The sequence below is a fragment of the Streptomyces sp. NBC_01335 genome (assembly GCF_035953295.1).
In the GTDB taxonomy this organism is placed as follows: Bacteria; Actinomycetota; Actinomycetes; order Streptomycetales; family Streptomycetaceae; genus Streptomyces.
The window spans coordinates 1979043-1998889 of sequence record NZ_CP108370.1 but is presented as its reverse complement, the minus strand read 5'-3'; the positions used below and the strand labels follow the sequence as shown (position 1 = coordinate 1998889).

At 73.9% G+C, this 19847-nt stretch carries 18 protein-coding genes; 14 read left to right on the top strand and 4 right to left on the bottom strand.

The window, feature by feature from the left end; translation table 11 throughout:
* The first annotated feature begins 100 nt into the window (after positions 1 to 100).
* The 3 genes from OG599_RS08240 (at position 101) to OG599_RS08230 (ending at position 3968) form a co-directional block, all read left to right on the top strand.
* Entirely contained in the window at positions 101 to 1126 is a 1026-nt protein-coding gene (locus OG599_RS08240) for a C40 family peptidase (protein WP_327175298.1), read from the top strand.
* 288 nt (positions 1127 to 1414) lie between these two features.
* Positions 1415 to 2479, top strand: a complete 1065-nt coding sequence (locus tag OG599_RS08235; RefSeq protein WP_327175297.1) for a C40 family peptidase — start codon at positions 1415 to 1417, stop codon at positions 2477 to 2479.
* Between the two features lie 160 nt (positions 2480 to 2639).
* Positions 2640 to 3968, top strand: a complete 1329-nt coding sequence (locus OG599_RS08230; RefSeq protein ID WP_442809393.1) for a hypothetical protein — start codon at positions 2640 to 2642, stop codon at positions 3966 to 3968.
* Here the strand turns inward: OG599_RS08230 and OG599_RS08225 are convergent.
* Positions 3944 to 5245, bottom strand: coding sequence for a glycosyltransferase 87 family protein (locus OG599_RS08225; protein ID WP_327175296.1), 1302 nt, complete (start codon positions 5243 to 5245; stop codon positions 3944 to 3946). The genes OG599_RS08230 and OG599_RS08225 overlap by 25 nt on opposite strands.
* Positions 5246 to 5426: 181 nt before the next feature.
* On the opposite strand from OG599_RS08225, the gene OG599_RS08220 reads away from it, so the two are divergent.
* Positions 5427 to 6569: a glycosyltransferase family 4 protein gene (locus OG599_RS08220; protein ID WP_327175295.1), complete on the top strand. Its 1143-nt coding sequence runs from the start codon at positions 5427 to 5429 to the stop codon at positions 6567 to 6569.
* A gap of 84 nt (positions 6570 to 6653) precedes the next feature.
* On the opposite strand, the gene OG599_RS08215 is transcribed toward OG599_RS08220, so the two are convergent.
* Positions 6654 to 8450, bottom strand: a complete 1797-nt coding sequence (locus OG599_RS08215; protein WP_327175294.1) for an AMP-dependent synthetase/ligase — start codon at positions 8448 to 8450, stop codon at positions 6654 to 6656.
* Positions 8451 to 8725: 275 nt separating this feature from the next.
* Between OG599_RS08215 and OG599_RS08210 the strand changes: the two genes are divergently transcribed.
* From OG599_RS08210 to OG599_RS08185, 6 genes are all read left to right on the top strand, one after another.
* Complete coding sequence (locus OG599_RS08210) at positions 8726 to 9541, top strand: metallophosphoesterase family protein (RefSeq protein ID WP_327175293.1); 816 nt, start codon at positions 8726 to 8728, stop codon at positions 9539 to 9541.
* A gap of 180 nt (positions 9542 to 9721) precedes the next feature.
* Positions 9722 to 10171: an SRPBCC family protein gene (locus OG599_RS08205; RefSeq protein ID WP_327175292.1), complete on the top strand. Its 450-nt coding sequence runs from the start codon at positions 9722 to 9724 to the stop codon at positions 10169 to 10171.
* 4 nt (positions 10172 to 10175) lie between these two features.
* A complete protein-coding gene (locus OG599_RS08200; protein WP_327175291.1) occupies positions 10176 to 11426 on the top strand; it encodes an ArsA family ATPase in 1251 nt (416 codons plus the stop codon).
* Between the two features lie 160 nt (positions 11427 to 11586).
* Positions 11587 to 12078, top strand: a complete 492-nt coding sequence (locus tag OG599_RS08195; RefSeq protein WP_327175290.1) for a DUF5304 domain-containing protein — start codon at positions 11587 to 11589, stop codon at positions 12076 to 12078.
* A gap of 74 nt (positions 12079 to 12152) precedes the next feature.
* Positions 12153 to 13094 (top strand): ROK family glucokinase, encoded by a 942-nt coding sequence (locus OG599_RS08190; protein ID WP_266703447.1) that lies wholly within the window; start codon positions 12153 to 12155, stop codon positions 13092 to 13094.
* Between the two features lie 89 nt (positions 13095 to 13183).
* Positions 13184 to 13957 (top strand): endonuclease/exonuclease/phosphatase family protein, encoded by a 774-nt coding sequence (locus OG599_RS08185; RefSeq protein WP_327175289.1) that lies wholly within the window; start codon positions 13184 to 13186, stop codon positions 13955 to 13957.
* A 4-nt stretch (positions 13958 to 13961) separates the two neighbouring features.
* Here the strand turns inward: OG599_RS08185 and OG599_RS08180 are convergent, their stop codons facing one another.
* Positions 13962 to 14624: a hypothetical protein gene (locus tag OG599_RS08180; protein ID WP_327175288.1), complete on the bottom strand. Its 663-nt coding sequence runs from the start codon at positions 14622 to 14624 to the stop codon at positions 13962 to 13964.
* A complete protein-coding gene (locus OG599_RS08175; protein ID WP_327175287.1) occupies positions 14617 to 15396 on the bottom strand; it encodes an alpha/beta hydrolase in 780 nt (259 codons plus the stop codon). Before OG599_RS08175 ends, OG599_RS08180 begins: the two co-directional genes overlap by 8 nt.
* 222 nt (positions 15397 to 15618) lie before the next feature.
* Between OG599_RS08175 and OG599_RS08170 the strand changes: the two genes are divergently transcribed.
* The 4 genes from OG599_RS08170 to OG599_RS08155 all read left to right on the top strand — a co-directional run bounded on the left by OG599_RS08170 (position 15619) and on the right by OG599_RS08155 (position 19779).
* Positions 15619 to 16422: a lysophospholipid acyltransferase family protein gene (locus OG599_RS08170; RefSeq protein WP_327175286.1), complete on the top strand. Its 804-nt coding sequence runs from the start codon at positions 15619 to 15621 to the stop codon at positions 16420 to 16422.
* Between the two features lie 222 nt (positions 16423 to 16644).
* Positions 16645 to 17868: a MacS family sensor histidine kinase gene (gene macS / locus OG599_RS08165; RefSeq protein ID WP_327175285.1), complete on the top strand. Its 1224-nt coding sequence runs from the start codon at positions 16645 to 16647 to the stop codon at positions 17866 to 17868.
* Positions 17869 to 17999: 131 nt separating this feature from the next.
* On the top strand, positions 18000 to 18644 hold the full coding sequence (locus OG599_RS08160; RefSeq protein WP_327179963.1) for a response regulator transcription factor: 645 nt from the start codon (positions 18000 to 18002) through the stop codon (positions 18642 to 18644).
* A 130-nt stretch (positions 18645 to 18774) separates the two neighbouring features.
* Positions 18775 to 19779 carry a 2-hydroxyacid dehydrogenase gene (locus tag OG599_RS08155; RefSeq protein WP_327175284.1) on the top strand — a complete coding sequence of 335 codons (1005 nt, stop codon included), beginning with the start codon at positions 18775 to 18777 and terminating at the stop codon, positions 19777 to 19779.
* The last annotated feature ends 68 nt before the right edge of the window (positions 19780 to 19847 follow it).

Genomic DNA, 19847 nt, shown 5'->3' with positions numbered 1-19847 from the left:
AAGGAACCGCCGAGTCCGTGATGTGCGCGGAGCCGGGTCGTACCGGGTGTTCTGCCCTCCGTCCTGGTAGGCGGCTCTGAGGAAGAAGGAGCTCGCCTTCGTGGCGTCCCACCGTCGACCCAAGCAGCCGAGCCGCACCCGTGTGACCGTGCTCACCGCGACCGCAGCAGCCGCCGTGGCCCTCTCCGCCCAGGCCGCGCACGCCGACCCCAAGCCGACCAAGACCGAGGTCAAGGCGAAGGTCGACAAGCTCTACAGCGAGGCCGAGGCCGCCACCGAGAAGTACAACGGGGCCAAGGAGCAGCAGGAGAAGCTGAAGAAGGAGGTCGACGCCCTCCAGGACAAGGTCGCCCGCGAGCAGGCCGACCTCAACAGCCTCCGCGGCGAACTCGGTTCGCTCGCCACCGCGCAGTACCGCTCCGGCGGCATCGACCCCTCCGTGCAGCTCTTCTTCTCCTCGGACCCGGACACCTTCCTCGACCAGGCCTCGGCCCTGGACAGCCTCACGGCCAAGCAGGCCGAGTCGCTGGAGAAGATCCAGGCCAAGCAGCGCACCCTCGCCCAGGAGCGCAAGGAGGCCCAGGCGAAGCTCTCCGAGCTCTCCGAGGTCCGCGACGCCCTCGGTGCGAACAAGAAGAAGTTCCAGAAGAAACTGTCCGACGCGCAGACGCTGCTGAACACCCTCACCGCCGCCGAGCGCCAGAAGATGGCCGACGAGGACGCGCGCGCCAGCCGGTCCGCGGGTACCCGCGTCGACCTGGGCAACGAAGCCCCCGCCTCCGCCCTCGGCGCCGCCGCCCTCGCCAACGCCGCGACGCAGATCGGCAAGCCGTACGTCTCCGGCGGCACGGGCCCCAGCTCGTTCGACTGCTCGGGCCTCACGCAGTGGGCCTACGCGCAGGCAGGTGTCGCGATCACCCGCACCACGTACACCCAGATCAACCAGGGCACCCGGATCGGCCGCAGCCAGCTGAAGCCGGGCGATCTGGTGTTCTTCAACAACACCGAGCACGTGGCCCTCTACGCGGGCGACAACACGGTGCTGCACGCCCCGCACCCCGGCGCGTACGTCCGCTACGAGTCGATGAACACCATCGGCAGCTTCCAGGTCGGCGTCCGCATCTGACGCCCGATACCTGACGCCTTGTAGCCGGCTCTCGGTACCCGACGCCCGGTGTCCGACGCCCGAACGGGCGAATCGGTTCGCCCCCGCACGACGCCCCGCCCCGACGGAGACCCAGGTCACCGCCGGGGCGGAGCCGTTTCGCCCCTCGCGCCCCCCGGCCGGTCCTTGGCCGTCGTGTAACCGGACGATTACTGTCTGTCTGCTGTGCGGCTCCCGTCCGTCGTCCCACCCGTCCCGGGTGGCAGGGGGCCGCGTGCGTACGCGCGCAGCGGAAGGAGTGCGGCTCCCGTGGTGTCCCATCGCCGTCCCACCCAGTCCGGCCTCAACCGGGGCGTGCGCGCCACGGTCCTCACGGCGGCCGCGGCGAGCGCCGCCGCCGGCCTCACCGGGGCCCCGGCGAGCGCGGCGGCCCCGCACGACCGCGACGCCACCCGGGCCCGCGTCGACCAGCTGTACCGCGAGGCGGAGCGGGCCACCGAAGGGTTCAACCGGGCCGGCGAGGAGACCGGCCGGCTCCGCGACGAGGTCGCCAGGGCCCAGGAGGCCGCCGCCCGCACCCGGGCCGCCCTCAACCAGATGCGCGGGGGCCTCGGCGCCATCGCCGGGGCGCAGTACCGCGAGGGGGCCCTCGATCCCGCCCTGGCCCTGCTCTTCTCCTCGGACCCGGACACCTTCCTCGACCGGGCCGCCACCCTCGACCGGCTCGGCGCCCGCCAGGCGCTCGCGCTCGACAAGCTCCGCCGCACCCGCCAGAAGCTCGACCAGATCCGCGCCGAGGCCGCGGACGACCTGCGGGACCTCGAGCGCAGCCGCGCCACCGTGGCCCGCCACAAGCGCACCGTCGAGTCCAAGCTCGCCGAGGCCCGCCGGCTGCTGGCCGCCCTTCCGCCCGGGCAGCGCGCCGCCTACGACGACGCCCGCGCGTCCCGCTCCGGCCGTCCCTCGGACCCCGGCGGCACCGGAGACCTGTCCGCCCTCCGGGAGGCCGCCGCCGGCCTCCCCGGCTCGGCGAGGGCCCTCGCCGCCCTGGCCGCCGCCCAGCAGGCGCTCGGCCGCCCGTACGTCTGGGGAGCCAACGGCCCCAGCGGCTTCGACTGCTCCGGGCTCATGCAGTGGGCCTACGCCCGCGCGGGCGTCAGCCTGCCGCGCACCTCCCAGGCCCAGCGGTACGCGGGCCACATGGTGCCGCTCTCCCAGGCGCTCCCCGGCGACCTCGTCGCCTACCGGGCGGACGCCAGCCACATCGCCATGTACGCCGGGAACGGCCAGGTCATCCACGCCCCGTACCCCGGCGCCGCGGTCCGCTACGACCCCGTCGGCATGATGCCCGTCTCCTCGGTCACCCGGGTCTGACCGTACGATCGGCTGAATGGCAGAACCAGGGCGTGTCGTGAAAGTGGCGCCGTCCGCCCGGAGGGCGGGTCGGGCGGCGTCCGGTGCGTGCGATCGCACGGCGGAGGGCCGCCCCGACACCGGATGTATCGGGGCGACCCCGACAACGTGGCGAGCGTGCGTGCCGGACGCCGACGGACAGGCGGGACTTTCACCACACGCCCCGGCGGCACCCCGGACCGACGCGCGGCGGAACCGCCCCCGCACCCGGGCCCGCGCCCGGCGTGCGGCGGGCGCCCCGCTCGTCGCGCTGCTCCTCGCCGGGGTGCTGGCCGCCGGGGGGTGCGCCGCCCCCGACCGCTCGGCGGACTCCGCCACCGCCGGGGAGATCACCACGCTCCTCGACCGGCGGGCCGCCGCCGTGCTGCACCACGACACCGCCGCGTACCTGGCCGTGGTCGACCCGGACGCCGCCGCGCTGCGCACCGCCCAGCGCACCTCACTGGCCGACCTGGCGCAGGTACCGCTGCGGTCATGGACGTACACGGTGAAATCGCTGACCGACCGGGGCGCCGACCGGGTCACCGCCGACGTCGAGCTGGACTACCGCGTCGCGGGCTTCGACACCGCCCCCGCGACCGCCCGCCGCACCCTGGAGCTCGCCCGGGACGGCTCCGGCGGGTCCTGGCACCTCACGGCCGACCGGCCCGCGAAAGACGCGGCCGTGCCGCTCTGGGACCAGGGCCCGGTCATCGCGGTGCACGGCACCCACAGCCTCGTCCTCGGCGTCGGCCGCCCGGCGAAGGAACTGCGCGAGATCGCGGAGACCGCCGACCACGCGGTCCCGGCGGCCTCCGCCGCCTGGCCGGACTCCTGGGCGGCGCGGGTGGTCTACCTCGTGCCCGCCTCCACGGGGGCCATGGCGGAGCTCCTCGGCTCGCCGGCCGGGAGCTACCGGGGGATAGCGGCCGTCACCACCGGCGCGGTCTCCAGCGGGAACGGGCGGCCGGGCCTCGCCGACCGGGTCGTCGTCAACCCGGAGGCGTACGCCGGCCTCGGTACCTTCGGCCGCCGGGTCGTCCTCACCCACGAGACCACGCACGTGGCGACCCGGACCTCCACGACCGCCGCCACCCCGCTCTGGCTCTCCGAGGGGTTCGCCGACTGGGCCGCGTACCGGCAGGAGGACCGCACGGCAGACGAGATCGCGCCCGAACTCGCCACCGCCGTCCGCGCCCGCGACCTGCCCGCCGCGCTCCCCGCCGACGACGACTTCGCCTTCGACCGGGACCCGGACGCGCTGGCGCGGGCGTACGAGGGCGGCTGGCTCGCCTGTGAGCTCGTCGCCGAGGAGTGGGGCGAGGACGCGCTCACCGACCTGTACCGGGCGGTGGGGGCGCACGACGGGCGCGAGGGGGCGGTGGAGACCGCGATGGAGAAGGTCCTCGGCATCGGCGAGCGGGAGTTCACCACCCGCTGGCGGAACTACCTCACCGAGCGGCTCGGCTGAGCCACCGGCGCCACCGCTTCGGCCCCCGCCGTACCGGGCCCGGAGTACGCGGCGGTTGCCGCCTCCGTGCCCGTACTAGCCGGAGAGACGTCCGGGGCGGCCACCGGCCGCGTCCCGCGCCACAGCCCCGCCGCCGCGACCACCGTCGCCGCGACCAGCAGGCCGTTCCGTACGAGGAGCAGCGCCACGCCCGTGCCGTCGCTCGCCACCACGTGCCCGAAGCCCAGCGGGAACTCCAGGAAGGTCACCGGGCAGGCCACCAGGACCAGGCACGCGGGCAGGCCCGACCGGCTGCCCCGGAAGACCAGGCAGACCGCCGCCAGACCGACCAGCCACACCAGGTACTGCGGGCTGATCACCCGGCTCGTCGTCGTGAACAGCAGCACCGCCGTGAACGCCGCGTCCGCCGCCGTGTGCGCCGCGAAGGTACGCGCCCGCAGCCGCCACACCAGCAGCCAGCCGAACGCCGCCGCGCTCAGCCCCAGCGCCAGCCCCGACACCAGCTCCACCCGGGGGCCGAGGAACTCCATCGAGCCGTAGTGCAGCTCGATCCACCCCGGCCAGCCCGACCACCGCGCCAGATGGAGCGCCACCCCGCCCAGCGACTCGATCTCGGTGCCCCGGTCCCGCTGGTACCCGAGGAACGCGAACGCCCCCGGCATCACCAGCCAGAACCCCGCCGCCAGCACCCCGGCCACCACCACCGCCGCCGACCACGCGCGGCGGGTCGCCCGCCCGGGGGCCGTCCCCACCAGCACCAGCACCGGCCACACCTTCAGCAGCGCCCCGAACGCCGCGACCGCCCCCAGCACCCCCGGCCGGCGCACCCCGGCCAGCAGCCCCGCCACCGCGAGGGCCGTCACCATCAGGTCGTACCGGGCGTAGACGGTCGGGCCCAGCAGCGGTACGCCCGCCACCCAGACCCAGGCGCCCGTGCGCCGCGCACCGGGCCGGGAGCCCGCCCGCAGCAGCAGCCCCAGCACCAGCGCGTCGCAGACCAGCACGAGCACGTAGAACGCCGTCGGATACGCCAGGAACGGCAGCAGCGCGGGGGCCAGGACCGGCAGCGCCGCCGCCGGAGGGTACTGCCAGGTCACGTCCCCCGAGGGGAAGGCGCCGGTGCGCAGCACCTCGTACCAGCCGTGGTAGATCACCGAGACGTCCACGGTGACGTCGGGACCCGGGACCGTCACCGCCTTCAGCACACAGAGCAGCAGCGCCGCCCTGGTCAGCGTCCAGACCGCGAGGACCCCGCAGGTGCCGGCCCGTCCCGTCATGGCTCTTCCGCTCCTCGTGCCGTACGTCCGGTCAGCCATGATGCCGGGCCCCGCTGCGCGCGGGACCGAGGCGCGGCCGGTGGCCGGGGGCCGGTCCACGACAGGACGCCGGCGGGTCGCCGGGCCTGACATGACACGGGGAGGTCTGCCGCGCGGGGCGGGTCCGTTACTGTCGGCGGCGATGGACAAGACCTTGATCGTGACCAACGACTTCCCGCCCCGCCCCGGTGGCATCCAGGCCTTCCTGCACAACATGGCGCTGCGGCTGGACCCCGGACAGCTCGTCGTCTACGCCTCCACCTGGAAGCGGAGCGAGGAGGGGGTACGGGCCACCGCCGACTTCGACGCCGACCAGCCCTTCACCGTCGTCCGCGACCGCACGACGATGCTGCTGCCCACCCCCCGGGTCACCCGGCGCGCGGCGGGGCTGCTGCGGGAACACGGCTGCACCTCCGTCTGGTTCGGCGCCGCCGCCCCGCTCGGCCTGATGGCCCCCGCGCTGCGCCGGGCCGGGGCCCGCCGGCTCGTCGCCACCACCCACGGACACGAGGCCGGCTGGGCCCAGCTCCCCGCCTCCCGGCAACTGCTGCGCCGCATCGGGGAGGGCACCGACACGATCACGTACCTCGGTGAGTACACCCGGTCCCGGATCGCCGCCGCGCTCACCCCCGAGGCGGCCGGACGCATGGTGCAACTCCCGCCCGGCGTCGACGAGAAGACCTTCCACCCGGCGTCCGGCGGCGACCGGGTCAGGGCCCGGCTGGGGCTCACCGACCGGCCCGTCGTCGTCTGCGTCTCCCGGCTGGTGCCGCGCAAGGGCCAGGACACGCTGATCCTCGCCATGCCCGCGATCCTGGCCCGCCACCCCGACACCGTGCTCCTGATCGTCGGCGGCGGCCCGTACGCCAAGGACCTGGAGAAGCTCGCGGCCGAGACCGGGGTGAGCCGCTCCGTCCGCTTCACCGGCCCGGTGCCCTGGGCGGAGCTCCCCGCGCACTACGGCGCCGGCGACGTCTTCGCCATGCCCTGCCGGACCCGGCGCGGCGGCCTCGACGTGGAGGGCCTCGGCATCGTCTACCTGGAAGCCTCGGCGACCGGGCTGCCGGTGGTGGCCGGCGACTCCGGCGGGGCGCCCGACGCGGTCCTGGACGGCGAGACCGGCTGGGTGGTGCGCGGCGGCGACGCCGAGGACACGGCCGACCGGATCGTCACCCTGCTCGGCGACGCGGAGCTGCGCCGCCGCATGGGGGAGCGGGGGCGGGAGTGGGTCGAGGAGAAGTGGCGCTGGGACCTGCTCGCCGAGAAGCTCCGCACGCTGCTCTGACTTCCGGTCCACGACGAGCCTCCGCGCTACGACGAAGCGGGGCCCGCACGCGTGTGCGGGCCCCGCTTCGTCGTACCGTCCGGATCAGCCGCCGTAGATCGACTCGATCTCGTGGGCGAAGTCCTTCGCGACGACGTTCCGCTTCAGCTTCAGCGAGGGCGTGATGTGCCCCGCCTCCTCGGTGAACTGGGCTTCCAGGACACGGAACTTGCGCACCGACTCCGCCTTGGAGACCGCCGCGTTCCCGTCGTCCACCGCCCGCTGGATCTCCGCCAGCAGCTCGGCGTCCTCGCGCAGCGAGCGGGCCGTCGAGCCGGCGGGCCTGCCGTGCTCCTCGGCCCAGCGGCCGAGGAACTCCTCGTCCAGGGTGAGCAGCGCGCCGACGAACGGCCGCCCGTCGCCCACCACCATGCACTCGGCCACCAGGGCGTGGGCGCGGATACGGTCCTCGATCACGGCGGGGGCGACGTTCTTGCCGCCCGCCGTCACGATGATCTCCTTCTTGCGGCCGGTGATCGCGAGGTAGCCGTCCTCGTCCAGCGTGCCGATGTCACCGGTGTGGAACCAGCCGTCCGCCAGCGCCTCGGCGGTCGCCGCCTCGTTCCCCCAGTACCCCGCGAACAGGTGCTCGCCGTGGAGCAGCACCTCGCCGTCGTCGGCGATCCGCACCACGGAGCCGGGCAGCGGCTGGCCGACCGTACCGATCTTCGGCCGGTCCCACGGGTTGAAGGCGGTGGCCGCGCAGCTCTCGGTGAGGCCGTAGCCCTCCAGGACGGTGAAGCCGATGCCCCGGTAGAAGTGGCCGAGGCGCTCGCCGAGCGGGGCGCCGCCGGAGATCGCGTACTCGCCGCGCCCGCCGAGGACCGCGCGGAGTTTGCCGTAGACGAGCTTGTCGAAGAGCCTGTGCTTCAGCCGCAGGCCGAGGGAGGCGCCCTTCGGGGTGCTCAGCGCCTGGCTGTAGGCGATGGCCGTCGAGGCGGCGCGGTCGAAGATCCGGCCCTTGCCGTCGCCCTGCGCCTTGGCGCGGGCCGCGTTGTAGACCTTCTCGAAGACGCGCGGCACCCCGAGGATCAGCGTCGGCCGGAACGCGGCCAGCTCGTCCGTGAGGTTCTTGATGTCCGGTACGCAGCCGAGCTTGATCGGCGCCATCACGGCCGCCACCTCCACCAGCCGGCCGAAGACGTGCGCGGCGGGCAGGAAGAGCAGCACCGAGCACTCGCCGGTACGGAAGAGGGGCTTCAGCCGCTCCACGACGTTGCCGCACTCCGCGAAGAAGCTGCGGTGGGTGAGCACACAGCCCTTGGGGCGGCCGGTGGTCCCGGAGGTGTAGACGATGGTGGCCGGGTCGTCGGCCTTCGCGGTGGTCGTCGTCGCGTCCACGGTCTCCTCGGAGACCTCCGCGCCGGCGGCGTTCAGCTCCTCCACCGCGCCGCGGTCGATCTGCCAGACCTGCTTGAGCTCCGGCAGCCGCGCCCGGACCGAGGCGACCGAGGCGGCGTGCGCGTCGCTCTCCACGATCACCGCGACCGCGCCGGAGTCACCGAGGATCCACTGGATCTGCTCGGGCGAGCTGGTCTCGTACACCGGTACGGTCACCGCGCCCGCGGTCCAGATGGCGAAGTCGAGGAGGACCCACTCGAAGCGGGTGCGCGACATCAGGGCGACCCGGTCGCCCGGCTGCACTCCGGCCGCGACGAGGCCCTTGGCGGCGGATCTGACCTCGGCCAGGAACTGGGTCGCGGTGACATCCGTCCACGCACCGGCCACCTTGCGGCTCATCACCGCGGTGGCGGGATGCTGAGCGGCGTTGCGGCGGATGAGATCGGTCAGGTTGCCGTCCGTGGGGACCTCGTACAGGGCCGGAAGGCTGAACTCGCGCAAGACTGCTGCTCCTCATCGGGCTCCGGTGCCACGGCTCTGTGTGACGCACCGGAAGCGGTCCACGATTGGCAGGTGCTCAGTGGGGTGAGCACGACTGGACTGCCCGGACGTTACCCACCGGTAGTGCTTCCGGATAGAGGAGCAGGACAGATGTCTTATGCATCACATACAGAGGCCGTCGTTCCGGGAACCCTAGACCACCCGTCTCCGGACTCGGAAGTAACCGCAGGTCCGACGCCCTGTTCAGGCCACAGGGGGCTGACTAGGGTGAGCTCATGCGTGCAGGAGAAAAGGGAGCGACGGGCACCCCGGTGGCCGCTCGCTCCACCACCCGCGTCCATGTGGTGAGCGACGTACACGGCAACACCGAGGCGCTGGCCCGCGCGGGCGACGGCGCCGACGCCCTGATCTGCCTCGGCGACCTGGTGCTCTTCCTCGACTACGCCGACCACTCGCGCGGCATCTTCCCCGACCTCTTCGGCGTGGAGAACGCCGACCGCATCGTGGCCCTGCGCACCGCCCGCCGCTACGAGGAGGCCCGCGACTTCGGCCGCGAGCTCTGGGCCGGCATGGACCGCAACGCCGCCATCCTCGGCGCGGTCCGCAAGCAGTACGCCGAGATGTTCGCGGCCATGCCGACCCCGACGTACGCCACCTACGGCAACGTGGACGTCCCCACCCTCTGGCCCGAGTACGCCGGACCCGGCACCACCGTCCTGGACGGCCAGCGCGTCGAGATCGGCGGCCGCGTCTTCGGATTCGTCGGCGGCGGGCTGAAGACCCCGATGAACACCCCGTTCGAGATCAGCGACGAGGAGTACGCCGCCAAGGTGGAGGCGGTCGGCGAGGTCGACGTCCTCTGCACCCACATCCCGCCCGAGGTGCCGGAACTCGTCTACGACACCGTCGCCCGCCGCTTCGAACGCGGCAGCCGTGCCCTGCTGGACGCCATCCGCCGCACCCGCCCCCGGTACGCCCTCTTCGGCCACGTCCACCAGCCGCTGGCCCGCCGGATGCGGATCGGCGCGACCGAGTGCGTCAACGTCGGCCACTTCGCCTCCACCGGCCGGCCGTGGGCGCTCCAGTGGTGAGAGCCGCCGGGCGGTGGGACCTGCCGGAAGGCGGGAGCCCCCGGGCTGGGAGAGCGGCCGGGCGGTGGGACCTGCCGGGCGGTGAGAGCCGCCGGACGCCCCCTCGCGCACACGCGATAGCCTGCACCCGGCAGGCTCCTGCCGAGAACGGACCGGCACAGCGCATGGAGGGCCACGGCGATGGCTGAACACACCAGCTCTAGCATCACGATCGAGGCGGCACCGGCCGACGTGATGAGCGTGATCGCCGACTTCGCCCGCTACCCGGAGTGGACCGGCGAGGTGAAGGAGGCCGAGGTGCTGGCCACCGACGACCGGGGCCGCGCCGAGCAGGTCCGCCTCGTCCTCGACGCCGGGGCCATCAAGGACGACCACGTCCTCGCCTACACCTGGAAGGGCGACGACGAGGTCAGCTGGAGCCTCGTCAAGTCCCAGATGCTGCGGTCCCTCGACGGCACCTACGCGCTGGCGCCCCTCGCCGGAGGCGAGCGCACCGAGGTCACCTACCGCCTCGCCGTCGACGTCAAGATCCCGCTCCTCGGCATGATCAAGCGCAAGGCGGAGAAGGTCATCATCGACCGCGCGCTCGCCGGTCTGAAGAAGCGCGTCGAGTCCGCCCCGCAGGGCTGACCCGGTGCGCACGGTCCTGGTCACCGGGCCCGGCGGCGCCGGCACCACCACCGTCGCGGCGGCCACCGCGCGGGCCTCGGCCCGGGCCGGCCGCCGCACCCTGCTGGTCACCCGCGACCACATGCCCAGTGGCCTCGGCTTCCCGGACGACCCCGGGCCGGTCGCGGCCGACGACCTCCTGGACCACGCGCGCACCGACTCGGCCGCCCACTTCCGTACCGAACTCCTCGCCCTCCAGGAACGCGCCTCCGCCGTCTTCGACCTCCTCGGCGCCGGCCGCATGGACGCCGAGGAGCTCACCGAACTCCCCGGCAGCGCCGAACTCGCCCTCCTGCACACCCTGCACCGGGCCGCCTCCGGCGACTGGGCCGGGGCCGGTTACGACACCCTCGTGGTCGCCCTGCCTCCCCTGACCGAGGCCCTCGCCCTGCTCGCCCTCCCCGGCCGGCTCCGCCGCTACCTGCGCCGGCTGCTGCCTCAGGAACGGCAGGCCGCCCGCGCGCTGCGCCCGGTGCTCGCCCAGCTCGCCGGGGTCCCGATGCCCGCGCAGTGGCTGTACGCGGCCGCCGCCCGCAAGGACGCCGAGCTCGCCGAGGTCGAGGCGCTGATCGAGGACCGCTCCACCACCCTCCGGCTGGTCGCCGAGCCCGGACCCGCCGCCGAGGACGCCCTGCGCGCCGCCCGCACCGGGTTCGCGCTGCACGGCCTGCGCACCGACCTGCTGGTCGCCAACCGGGTGCTGCCGCGCCACTCCGCCGACCCCTGGTTCGCCGGCCTCGCCGCCCAGCAGGAGAAGACCCTCGCCCGCTGGTACGAGGACCGGGCGCCCCGGCCCGAGGGAGCCTCTGGCGGCGCGACGTCGCACGAGCCGCCGCGCGAGGAGCTGCACGAGGCACCCCACCTCGGCCACGACCCCCGCACCCCCGAGGACCTGGACCTGCTCGGGATTCCCGCCCCCGACGACCGCCCGGCCGGCCGCGCCGACGACCCCTGGTGGACCGAGCGGGCACCGCACGACGGCCCCGACGGTCCGGAGGGCTTCGTCTGGTGCCTGCCGCTGCCCGGAGCGGTCAAGTCCGGCCTGCGGCTCGTCCGCCGGGGGGACGAGATCCTCCTCGCCGTCGGCCCGTTCCGCCGCAGCGTGCACCTGGAGTCCGCGCTCCGCCGCTGCACGGTCTCCGGGGCGGCCCTCCGCGACGGCGTGCTGCGCGTCCGGTTCACCCCGGACCCGTCGCTCTGGCCGCGCACGCCCTGACGGTCCCCGCCCTCCCGCCCTCTGCGGCCGGGCGGCCGCGCATGCCCTGACGGCCGGCACCGTCTCCGGCCGAGCGCCCGGGCGGTCGCGCTGGCCCTGAACGGAAGACCTCCGTTCGGGTACCGTCGGTAGTACGTCATCCGCGTCGCAGGAGTCCGCCATGAGTGAAGCCACCGACCGTCCCGCCGACGGCGACGCGTGGGCCGACGCCTGCGCCGAGGACCTGAACGCCGAGAAGGCCCGCCGCCGCGCCACCTACGGGCCGCCGCCCGCCTCCGCCGCCGAGGAGCTGCGCAAGCTGGTCGACGCGGTGGCCGGGAAGCTCGGCGCGTTCTCCTCGCCGCTGCTCGGCACCGCCGCCCAGGGCGCGGTGCAGCAGGTCATCCAGCAGGCCAAGTCGGCGGTCGAACCGGTCATCGAACGCAATCCGGAGATCTTCGACCACCTCGCCGCCGCGGGCAACGAGCTGCTGGCCGCGTACCGTTCCGCCGTCGAGGGCCAGGAGGGCCGCTGGACGCGGACCACCGAGGGCGCCTCCGGCGGAGCCGGCCACCCCGCCGACACACCCGACCGGGCCGCCGACGACCCCTCCGACCCCCGCGACCGGCCCTCGGACGGGCCGTCGGCGAGCGAACACATCGACCTGGACTGAGCCCTGGCCGGAAATTCCGCCCGCCTTCTCGGGTACGGTTGACCCAGCGGGGCTCGACCGGAACTGAGGGATTCATGGGACTCACCATCGGCGTCGATATCGGCGGCACGAAGATCGCGGCTGGAGTGGTCGACGAAGAGGGCCAGATCCTCTCGATGTTCAAAGTACCGACCCCGCCGACGGCCTCGGGCATCGTCGACGCCATCTGCTCGGCCGTGGACGGTGCGCGCGAGGGCCACACCATCGAAGCGGTCGGCATCGGCGCGGCGGGATACGTCGACGACAAGCGCGCGACCGTGCTCTTCGCACCGAACATCGACTGGCGCCACGAGCCGCTCAAGGACGAGGTCGAACAGCGTGTCGGCCTCCCCGTCGTCGTCGAGAACGACGCGAACGCGGCGGCCTGGGGCGAGTACCGCTTCGGCGCGGGCAAGGGCCACGACGACGTCATCTGCATCACGCTCGGCACCGGCCTCGGTGGCGGCATCATCATCGGCAACAAGCTGCGGCGCGGACGCTTCGGCGTAGCGGCCGAGTTCGGCCACATCCGGGTCGTCCCGGACGGCCTGCTCTGCGGCTGCGGCAGCCAGGGCTGCTGGGAGCAGTACGCCTCCGGCCGCGCCCTGGTGCGGTACGCCAAGCAGCGCGCCAACGCGACCCCGGAGAACGCCGCCGTCCTGCTCTCGCTCGGCGACGGCACGGTCGAGGGCATCGAGGGCAAGCACATCAGCGAGGCCGCCCGCCAGGGCGACGCGGTGGCCATCGACTCGTTCCGCGAGCTGGCCCGCTGGGCCGGCGCCGGCCTGGCCGACCTGGCCTCCCTCTTCGACCCGTCCGCCTTCATCGTCGGCGGCGGCGTCTCCGACGAGGGCGAACTGGTCCTGGACCCGATCCGCAAGTCGTTCCGCCGCTGGCTGATCGGCGGCGAGTGGCGTCCGCACGCCCAGGTCCTCGCCGCCCAGCTCGGAGGCAAGGCCGGACTGGTCGGCGCGGCCGACCTGGCCCGCCAGGGCTGACCGCCGCACCCACCGCACCACGCGCGATCCGAACGGACGCCCGCCGCGCCCCCAGGGGCACGGCGGGCGTCCGTCGTATGGTGGCCCGCATGGTTCTGACGCCGCTGCCCGACTCCCGTACCGAGGACGACGGTTCGGCCGTCGTCCGGGTCCTCAGCTACAACATCCGCTCGATGCGCGACGACCCCGCCGCCCTGGCCCGCGTCATCCGCGCCTGCGCCCCCGACCTGGTGTTCGTCCAGGAGGCGCCGCGCTTCTTCCGCTGGCGCAAGGCCGCCGCCCGGCTCGCCGCCGCGACCGACCTGGTCGTCCTCTCCGGTGGCGCCACCGCCGCCGGCCCCCTGCTGCTCTGCTCCCTGCGCGCCACCGTCGAACGCACCGAGGACGTCCTGCTGCCGCGCACCCCCGGGCTGCACCGCAGGGGCTTCGCCACGGCGGTGGTCAAGATCGCCGGGACCCGGCTGGGCGTGGTCAGCTGCCATCTGAGCCTGCGGCCGGACGAACGCCTCGCCCAGGCCCGGGCGCTGCTGGAGCGGGTGGAGGCGATGGGCGTCGGGCACGCGGTGGTGGGCGGCGACCTCAACGACGTACCGGCCGGGGACGCGTTCCGGCTGATCGCCGGGCGGCTCCACGACGGCTGGGCGGTACGGCCCTGGGGCGGGGAGCACACCTTCCCGGCCGACGGGCCGGTCCGCCGCATCGACGCCGTCCTCACCACGGACGGCGTCGAGATCCTCGGCTGCGGTGTCCCGGCCGGGCTCCCCGGCATCGGCGACGCCGATCTGCGGGCGGCCACGGACCATCTGCCGGTCCTGGCCGCCCTCCGGGTGCCCGCCGCCGCCCGCGCGGGCGACCGGGCCTGACGGCTCAGACGACGGCGCCGTGCCCCGGGTCGCCCAGGTCCTCGTCGTCGTCGTGCGGCATCCGCGCCACCAGCGTCGCGCAGCCGCCGAGGAAACCGCCGATGCAGACGGTCGTCAGCCACCAGGTCATCTCCCAGCCCAGCAGCACCGCGAGGAGCATCAGCACCGGACCGCCGACCACCCCGAGCCAGGCGAACTTCGAGGTGGCGTCCGCCTCCGGGAGCGGCGGCGGCTCCGGCGGCACGAAGTGCCCCTCGGGGCCGTCGTCCTCGTCGGAATCCCCGTCCGGCAGCACATGGTCGCGGGGACCGCCGACGCCGGGGGCGAAGACCACCGAACTGCCCAGGCCGCTCTTGCCGTTGCCCTTGTCCGCCGGGGCCTCGGGCCGGTCCTCGTCGTCCAGCACGTTGATCAGGTCCTGGTCCGGCAGGGCGAGGTCCTCCACCGGCTTGAAGGGCTTGGCGCCCGGCGGGTCCGGCGGCTCCTCGCCGTACCCCGCGACGATCGCGGCCCAGGCGGCCTCCTCGTCCAGCGGGCGCACCTCGTCCAGGGGCGCGTCGGCGGGGCGCCCCTCGTCCGTACTCCCGGGCGCGGCCGTCTGTCCCTCCGCCTGGGGCGGTTCGCGCTCCTCGTCACTGCCCGTGCGGTCCGCGTCCTGCTCAGCCACCGGACGTACCCCCCTTCTCCGCGACTGCGGACGCGAGACGGGCGAGGAACCGGTGGCTCTCGTCGAAGATCCGCTCCGCGTCATGGTCCAACGTCGCGACGTGGTAACTCTGTTCCAGCAGCACCTCCTCGACGTCCCGCGAGGACACCCTGCCGAGGATGCGGGCCGTGTCGGCGGGCGGCACCACGTGGTCCTGCGAGCTGTGCAGCAGCAGCAACGGCTGCGTCACCTGCGGGAGTTCGGCGTCGACGATCCGCAGGAACCGCCGCAGCGAGTGGGCGGAGTGCAGCGGGACCCGGTCGTAACCCACCTCGCGCGCACCCTCCAGCGCGATGTCCCCGGCCAGCCCCTTCGTCGTACGGACGAGGTGGCGGGCGACCGGCAGGGCGTACGCGGACAGGCCGTGCACCTTGTTCGCCGGGTTGACCAGCACCAGCCCGCCGACCGCGTCGCCGTGCCGCGCGGCCAGCCGCAGCGCCAGCGCCCCGCCCATGGAGAGGCCGAAGACGAAGACCCGCGCGCACCTCTCGCGCAGCACCCGCAACTCCCGGTCCACCTCGGCGTACCAGTCCTGCCAGCCGGTGACCGCCATGTCCTCCCACCGCGTGCCGTGCCCCGGCAGCAGCGGCAGCGACACGGTGTACCCGCGCGCTGCGAGGTAGTCGGCCCACGGGCGCAGCGACTGGGGCGATCCGGTGAAGCCATGACAGAGGAGGACGCCGACCTCTCCGCCCTCGTGGCGGAACGGCTCGGCTCCAGGGAGGACCGGCACCGGTGACTCCTGTTCGTGAGGCTGGGTTCGGGCGGGGGAGTGCGTGAGGGCTTGCGAGGGGGCGTACGGGGCACCCGCGAGAAGAATGACTTCACCGTACGCGACCGGGCCGACACCGACCAGGGCCGTCGCGCCACAGGCACGGGGCAGCCCGCGCACCGTGCGGCGACGGCGGCCCGCGCGCGGGTAAGGTCGTGGCACAGGACACAGGAGGCACCCGAGTTGATCTACGGCGCGATGCACTTCTCCCTCGGGGGATCGCTGAAGCTCGCCTTCAGGCCGTGGGTCGAGGGCCTGGAGAACATCCCCCTCACCGGTCCGGCGATCCTCGCGAGCAACCATCTGTCCTTCTCCGACTCCTTCTTCCTGCCGGCCGTCCTGGACCGCAAGGTCACCTTCATCGCCAAGGCCGAGTACTTCACCGCGCCCGGAGTGAAGGGCAAGCTCACCGCGGCCTTCTTCAAGGGCGTCGGCCAGCTGCCCGTCGACCGCTCCGGGGCCAGGGGCGCCGGTGAGGCCGCGATCCGCGCCGGCATCAAGGTGGTCGAGGGCGGCGGGCTCTTCGGCATCTACCCCGAGGGCACCCGCTCGCCGGACGGCCGCCTCTACCGGGGCAAGCCCGGCGGCCTCGCCCGGGTGGCGCTGGCCACCGGCGCGCCCGTCATCCCGGTCGCGATGATCGACACGGAGAAGATCCAGCCGCCCGGCCAGGTGATCCCCAAACTGCTGCGGCCCGGCATCCGGATCGGCAAGCCACTGGACTTCTCCCGCTACCAGGGCATGCAGGGCGACCGGTTCATCCTGCGTTCGCTGACGGACGAGGTCATGTACGAAATCATGAGGCTCTCCGGCCAGGAATACGTGGACGTGTACGCGACGGCCGCCAAGCGCCGGATCGCCGACGAGGCCAAAGCGGCCGCACAGGAACAGAAGCAGGCGGCCCAGGAACAGAAGCAGACAGCGCTGGAGCAGAAGCAGGCGGCGCGGGACGAGAAGCGCTCGACGCCGGAACCGCCCGCGCGGTAGCGGGCGTCGCTGGGACGGCCGTCGAAGGCGGCGCGCGGCGGCGGGTGTTCGCGGCGGCGGACGCCGGCAGGGACGGGTGCCGGTGGCGTCGGGTTCGTGGCGGCGGCTGTCGGCGGTGACGGGTGTCCGCGGTGACGGGTGTTCGCGGCGGCGGGTGTCCGCGGCAGCGGTGGAGAGAGAAGGGTCCGGCCGACGGAGGCGCGGACCGCGGGGGTGGGGGAGATGGCCGGGCGCGAGCGGGTCGTACGGATGTCGGTCGAGCAGCCGCTGTGGCGCGCGCTCACCGGATACCGGGTGTTGACGACGGTCTACGCCCTGGCGCTGGCCGTCATAGGGCGTGCGGATTTCGAACGGCCCGCGGTGGCCTTCGGGTTCCTCGCCGTGATGGCGGTGTGGACACTGCTCACCCTGCCCCGGGTCGCCAACGCGGCCAGTTGCACACGGCCGTTCCTCGGCGTGGATCTGGTGGTGGCGCTCACCGGCATCCTGCTCACCCCGGTCGCCGATCTCGATGCCCACCACCTCGACGGGTCGACCCTGCCGTCGATCTGGACCGCCGGGGCGGTGCTGGCCTTCGCGCTGAAGGGCGGCTGGCGGTGGGCCGCCTTCGCGTCCACGCTCGTCGCCGCCGCCAACATCGTCGAGCGCGCCGAGCCCAGCCGGGACACCCTCCACAACGTCCTGCTGGTCTGGGTCGCCTCGATAGCGATCGGGTACGTCGTCGAGGTCGCCCGCGCCAGTGAACGCACCCTCGCCCGCGCCCTGGAGATCGAGGCCGCGACCCGCGAGCGGGAGCGGCTGGCCCGGGACATCCACGACAGCGTGCTCCAGGTCCTCGCCATGGTCCAGCGCCGGGGCACCGCGCTCGGCGGAGAGGCCGCCGAGCTGGGCCGGATGGCCGGGGAGCAGGAGATCGCCCTGCGTACCCTCGTCTCCAGCGGCCTGGTGCCCACCACCCGGGTCTCCGAGGACACCGCGCAAGGCGCCGTCGTCCGTACCGTCACGGCGGAGGAGTCGGCCGCCGACGCACCCGACATCGATCTGCGGACCCTGCTCGCCCCGCACGCGGGCTCCCGGGTCAGCCTCGCGGAGCCCGGCGCCCCGGTCCTGATGCCGCCCGACGCGGCGCGGGAGCTGGCCGCCGCCACCGGCGCCGCCCTGGACAACGTGCGGGCCCACGCCGGGCAGGACGCGCAGGCGTGGATCCTGGTCGAGGACGAGCCCGACGAGGTGGTCGTCACGGTCCGGGACGACGGACCGGGCATCCCGGAGGGGCGGCTGGCCGAGGCCGAGGGAGAGGGCCGGCTCGGCGTGGCCCTCTCCATCCGCGGGCGGCTGCGCGACCTGGGCGGCACGGCCGAGGTGATCTCGGTGCCGGGTCAGGGCACCGAAGTCGAGTTGAAGGTTCCGAAGGTCCCACGGGGGAAGGCAGGATCGATCCGATGAGTACACCCACAGCACCGGGCACACCGGACAGAACGGGCGCACCGGCGGCACCGGGCGCACCGGCACCGGGCGAGGCGGGCGCCCCCGGGCCCCCGCCGCAGACCCGCGCCGACGGCACGGTCATCAAGGTCATGGTGGTGGACGACCACCCGATGTGGCGCGACGCCGTCGCCCGCGACCTGGCCGAGTCCGGCTTCGACGTCGTCGCGACCGCCGGTGACGGCCCGGGGGCCGTCCGCCGCGCCCAGGCGGTCCGGCCCGACGTCCTCGTCCTCGACCTGAACCTGCCGGGCCTGCCCGGGGTCCAGGTCTGCAAGGAGCTCGTGGCGCACCACCCCGGCCTGCGGGTACTGGTGCTCTCCGCCAGCGGGGAGCACGCCGACGTGCTGGAGGCGGTGAAGTCCGGGGCCACCGGCTATCTACTGAAGTCCGCCAGCACCCGGGAGCTGATCGAGGCGGTCCGCTCGACCGCGGTCGGCGACCCGGTCTTCACCCCGGGGCTGGCCGGACTCGTGCTCGGCGAGTACCGCAGGCTCGCCTCCGACCCGGCCCCGGCCGCCCCCGACGACCCGAAGGCGCCGCGCCTGACCGAGCGCGAGACCGAGGTGCTCCGGCTGGTCGCCAAGGGACTGTCGTACAAGCAGATCGCCGAGCGTCTGGTGATCTCGCACCGCACGGTCCAGAACCACGTCCAGAACACCCTCGGCAAGCTCCAGCTGCACAACCGGGTGGAGCTGGTCAGGTACGCCATCGAGCGGGGCCTCGACGACGTGTGAGCGGAGTCCGGCGGACCGGCCGCGGGCGGGTCGCGCCCCGGCCGCCCGCCGAGCGGCGCACCCGGTCACCCGGCCGTATATTCGCGGTGACCGGGTCATGTGCCGTACCGCAGCTCCAACGGGAGACACCGTGGAAATCCTGGCATTCGGTGTGCAGGCCGACGAGAAGCCCCTGATCGAGAAGGCGTTCGCCGGGAAGCACGAGGTCCGCTGCCTGGAGGTGTTCCTCACCCCGGACACCGCGGCCCTCGCGGCGGGGTACGAGACCATCTCCACCAGCGTCAACGCGGACCTCGGCGCCCAGGTGCTCCGGACCCTGGCGGCCGGCGGCACCCGGATGATCGCCCAGCGGTCCACCGGCTTCAACAACATCGACCTGGAGGTCGCCGGCTCCCTCGGGCTGCGCGTCGCCAGGGTCTCGTACTACTCGCCGTACTCCGTCGCCGAGTTCGCGTGGACCCTGGGGATGGCCGTGAACCGCAAGGTCATCCGCGCCTCGACGCGTACCCGCGACTTCGACTTCCGGCTCGCCGGACTCCTCGGCCGCGACATGCACGGCCGCACGGCCGGGGTGATCGGCACCGGCAAGATCGGTGAGGCGTTCACCCGGATCGCCCACGGATTCGGCATGAACCTGCTCGGCTGGGACGTCGCCGAGAACCCCGCCTGCGTGGAGCTGGGCATGCGGTACGTCGAGAAGGACCAGCTCTTCGCCGAGTCCGACCTCATCAGCCTGCACGTCCCCCTGCTGCCCGCCACCCACCACCTCATCGACCAGCGGGCCATGGCGCTGATGAAGCGCGACGTGATCCTCGTCAACTCCAGCCGGGGCGGCCTGGTCGACACCCGCGCCCTGGTCACCGAACTCCGCTCGGGCCACTTCCTCGGCGTCGGCCTCGACGTGTACGAGGAGGAGGCCGGGCTCTTCTTCCTGGACAAGTCGCTGGAGGGCATCGACGACGACACCCTCGCCCGCCTGCTGACCTTCCCGAACGTCCTGGTCACCTCCCACCAGGCGTACTACACCGAGGACGCGGTCGGCCAGATCATCGACGCCACCGCCGCCAACGTCGACGACTACCTCGCCGGACGCCGCAGCGACAACGTCCTGGTGCCGGCGGACCCGGAGAAGTGAGCGCGGCGCGGGAGCCGGAACCTCGCCCGAGGCACCGGCTCCCGCGCGGTCGCCCGCGAACCGCGCGG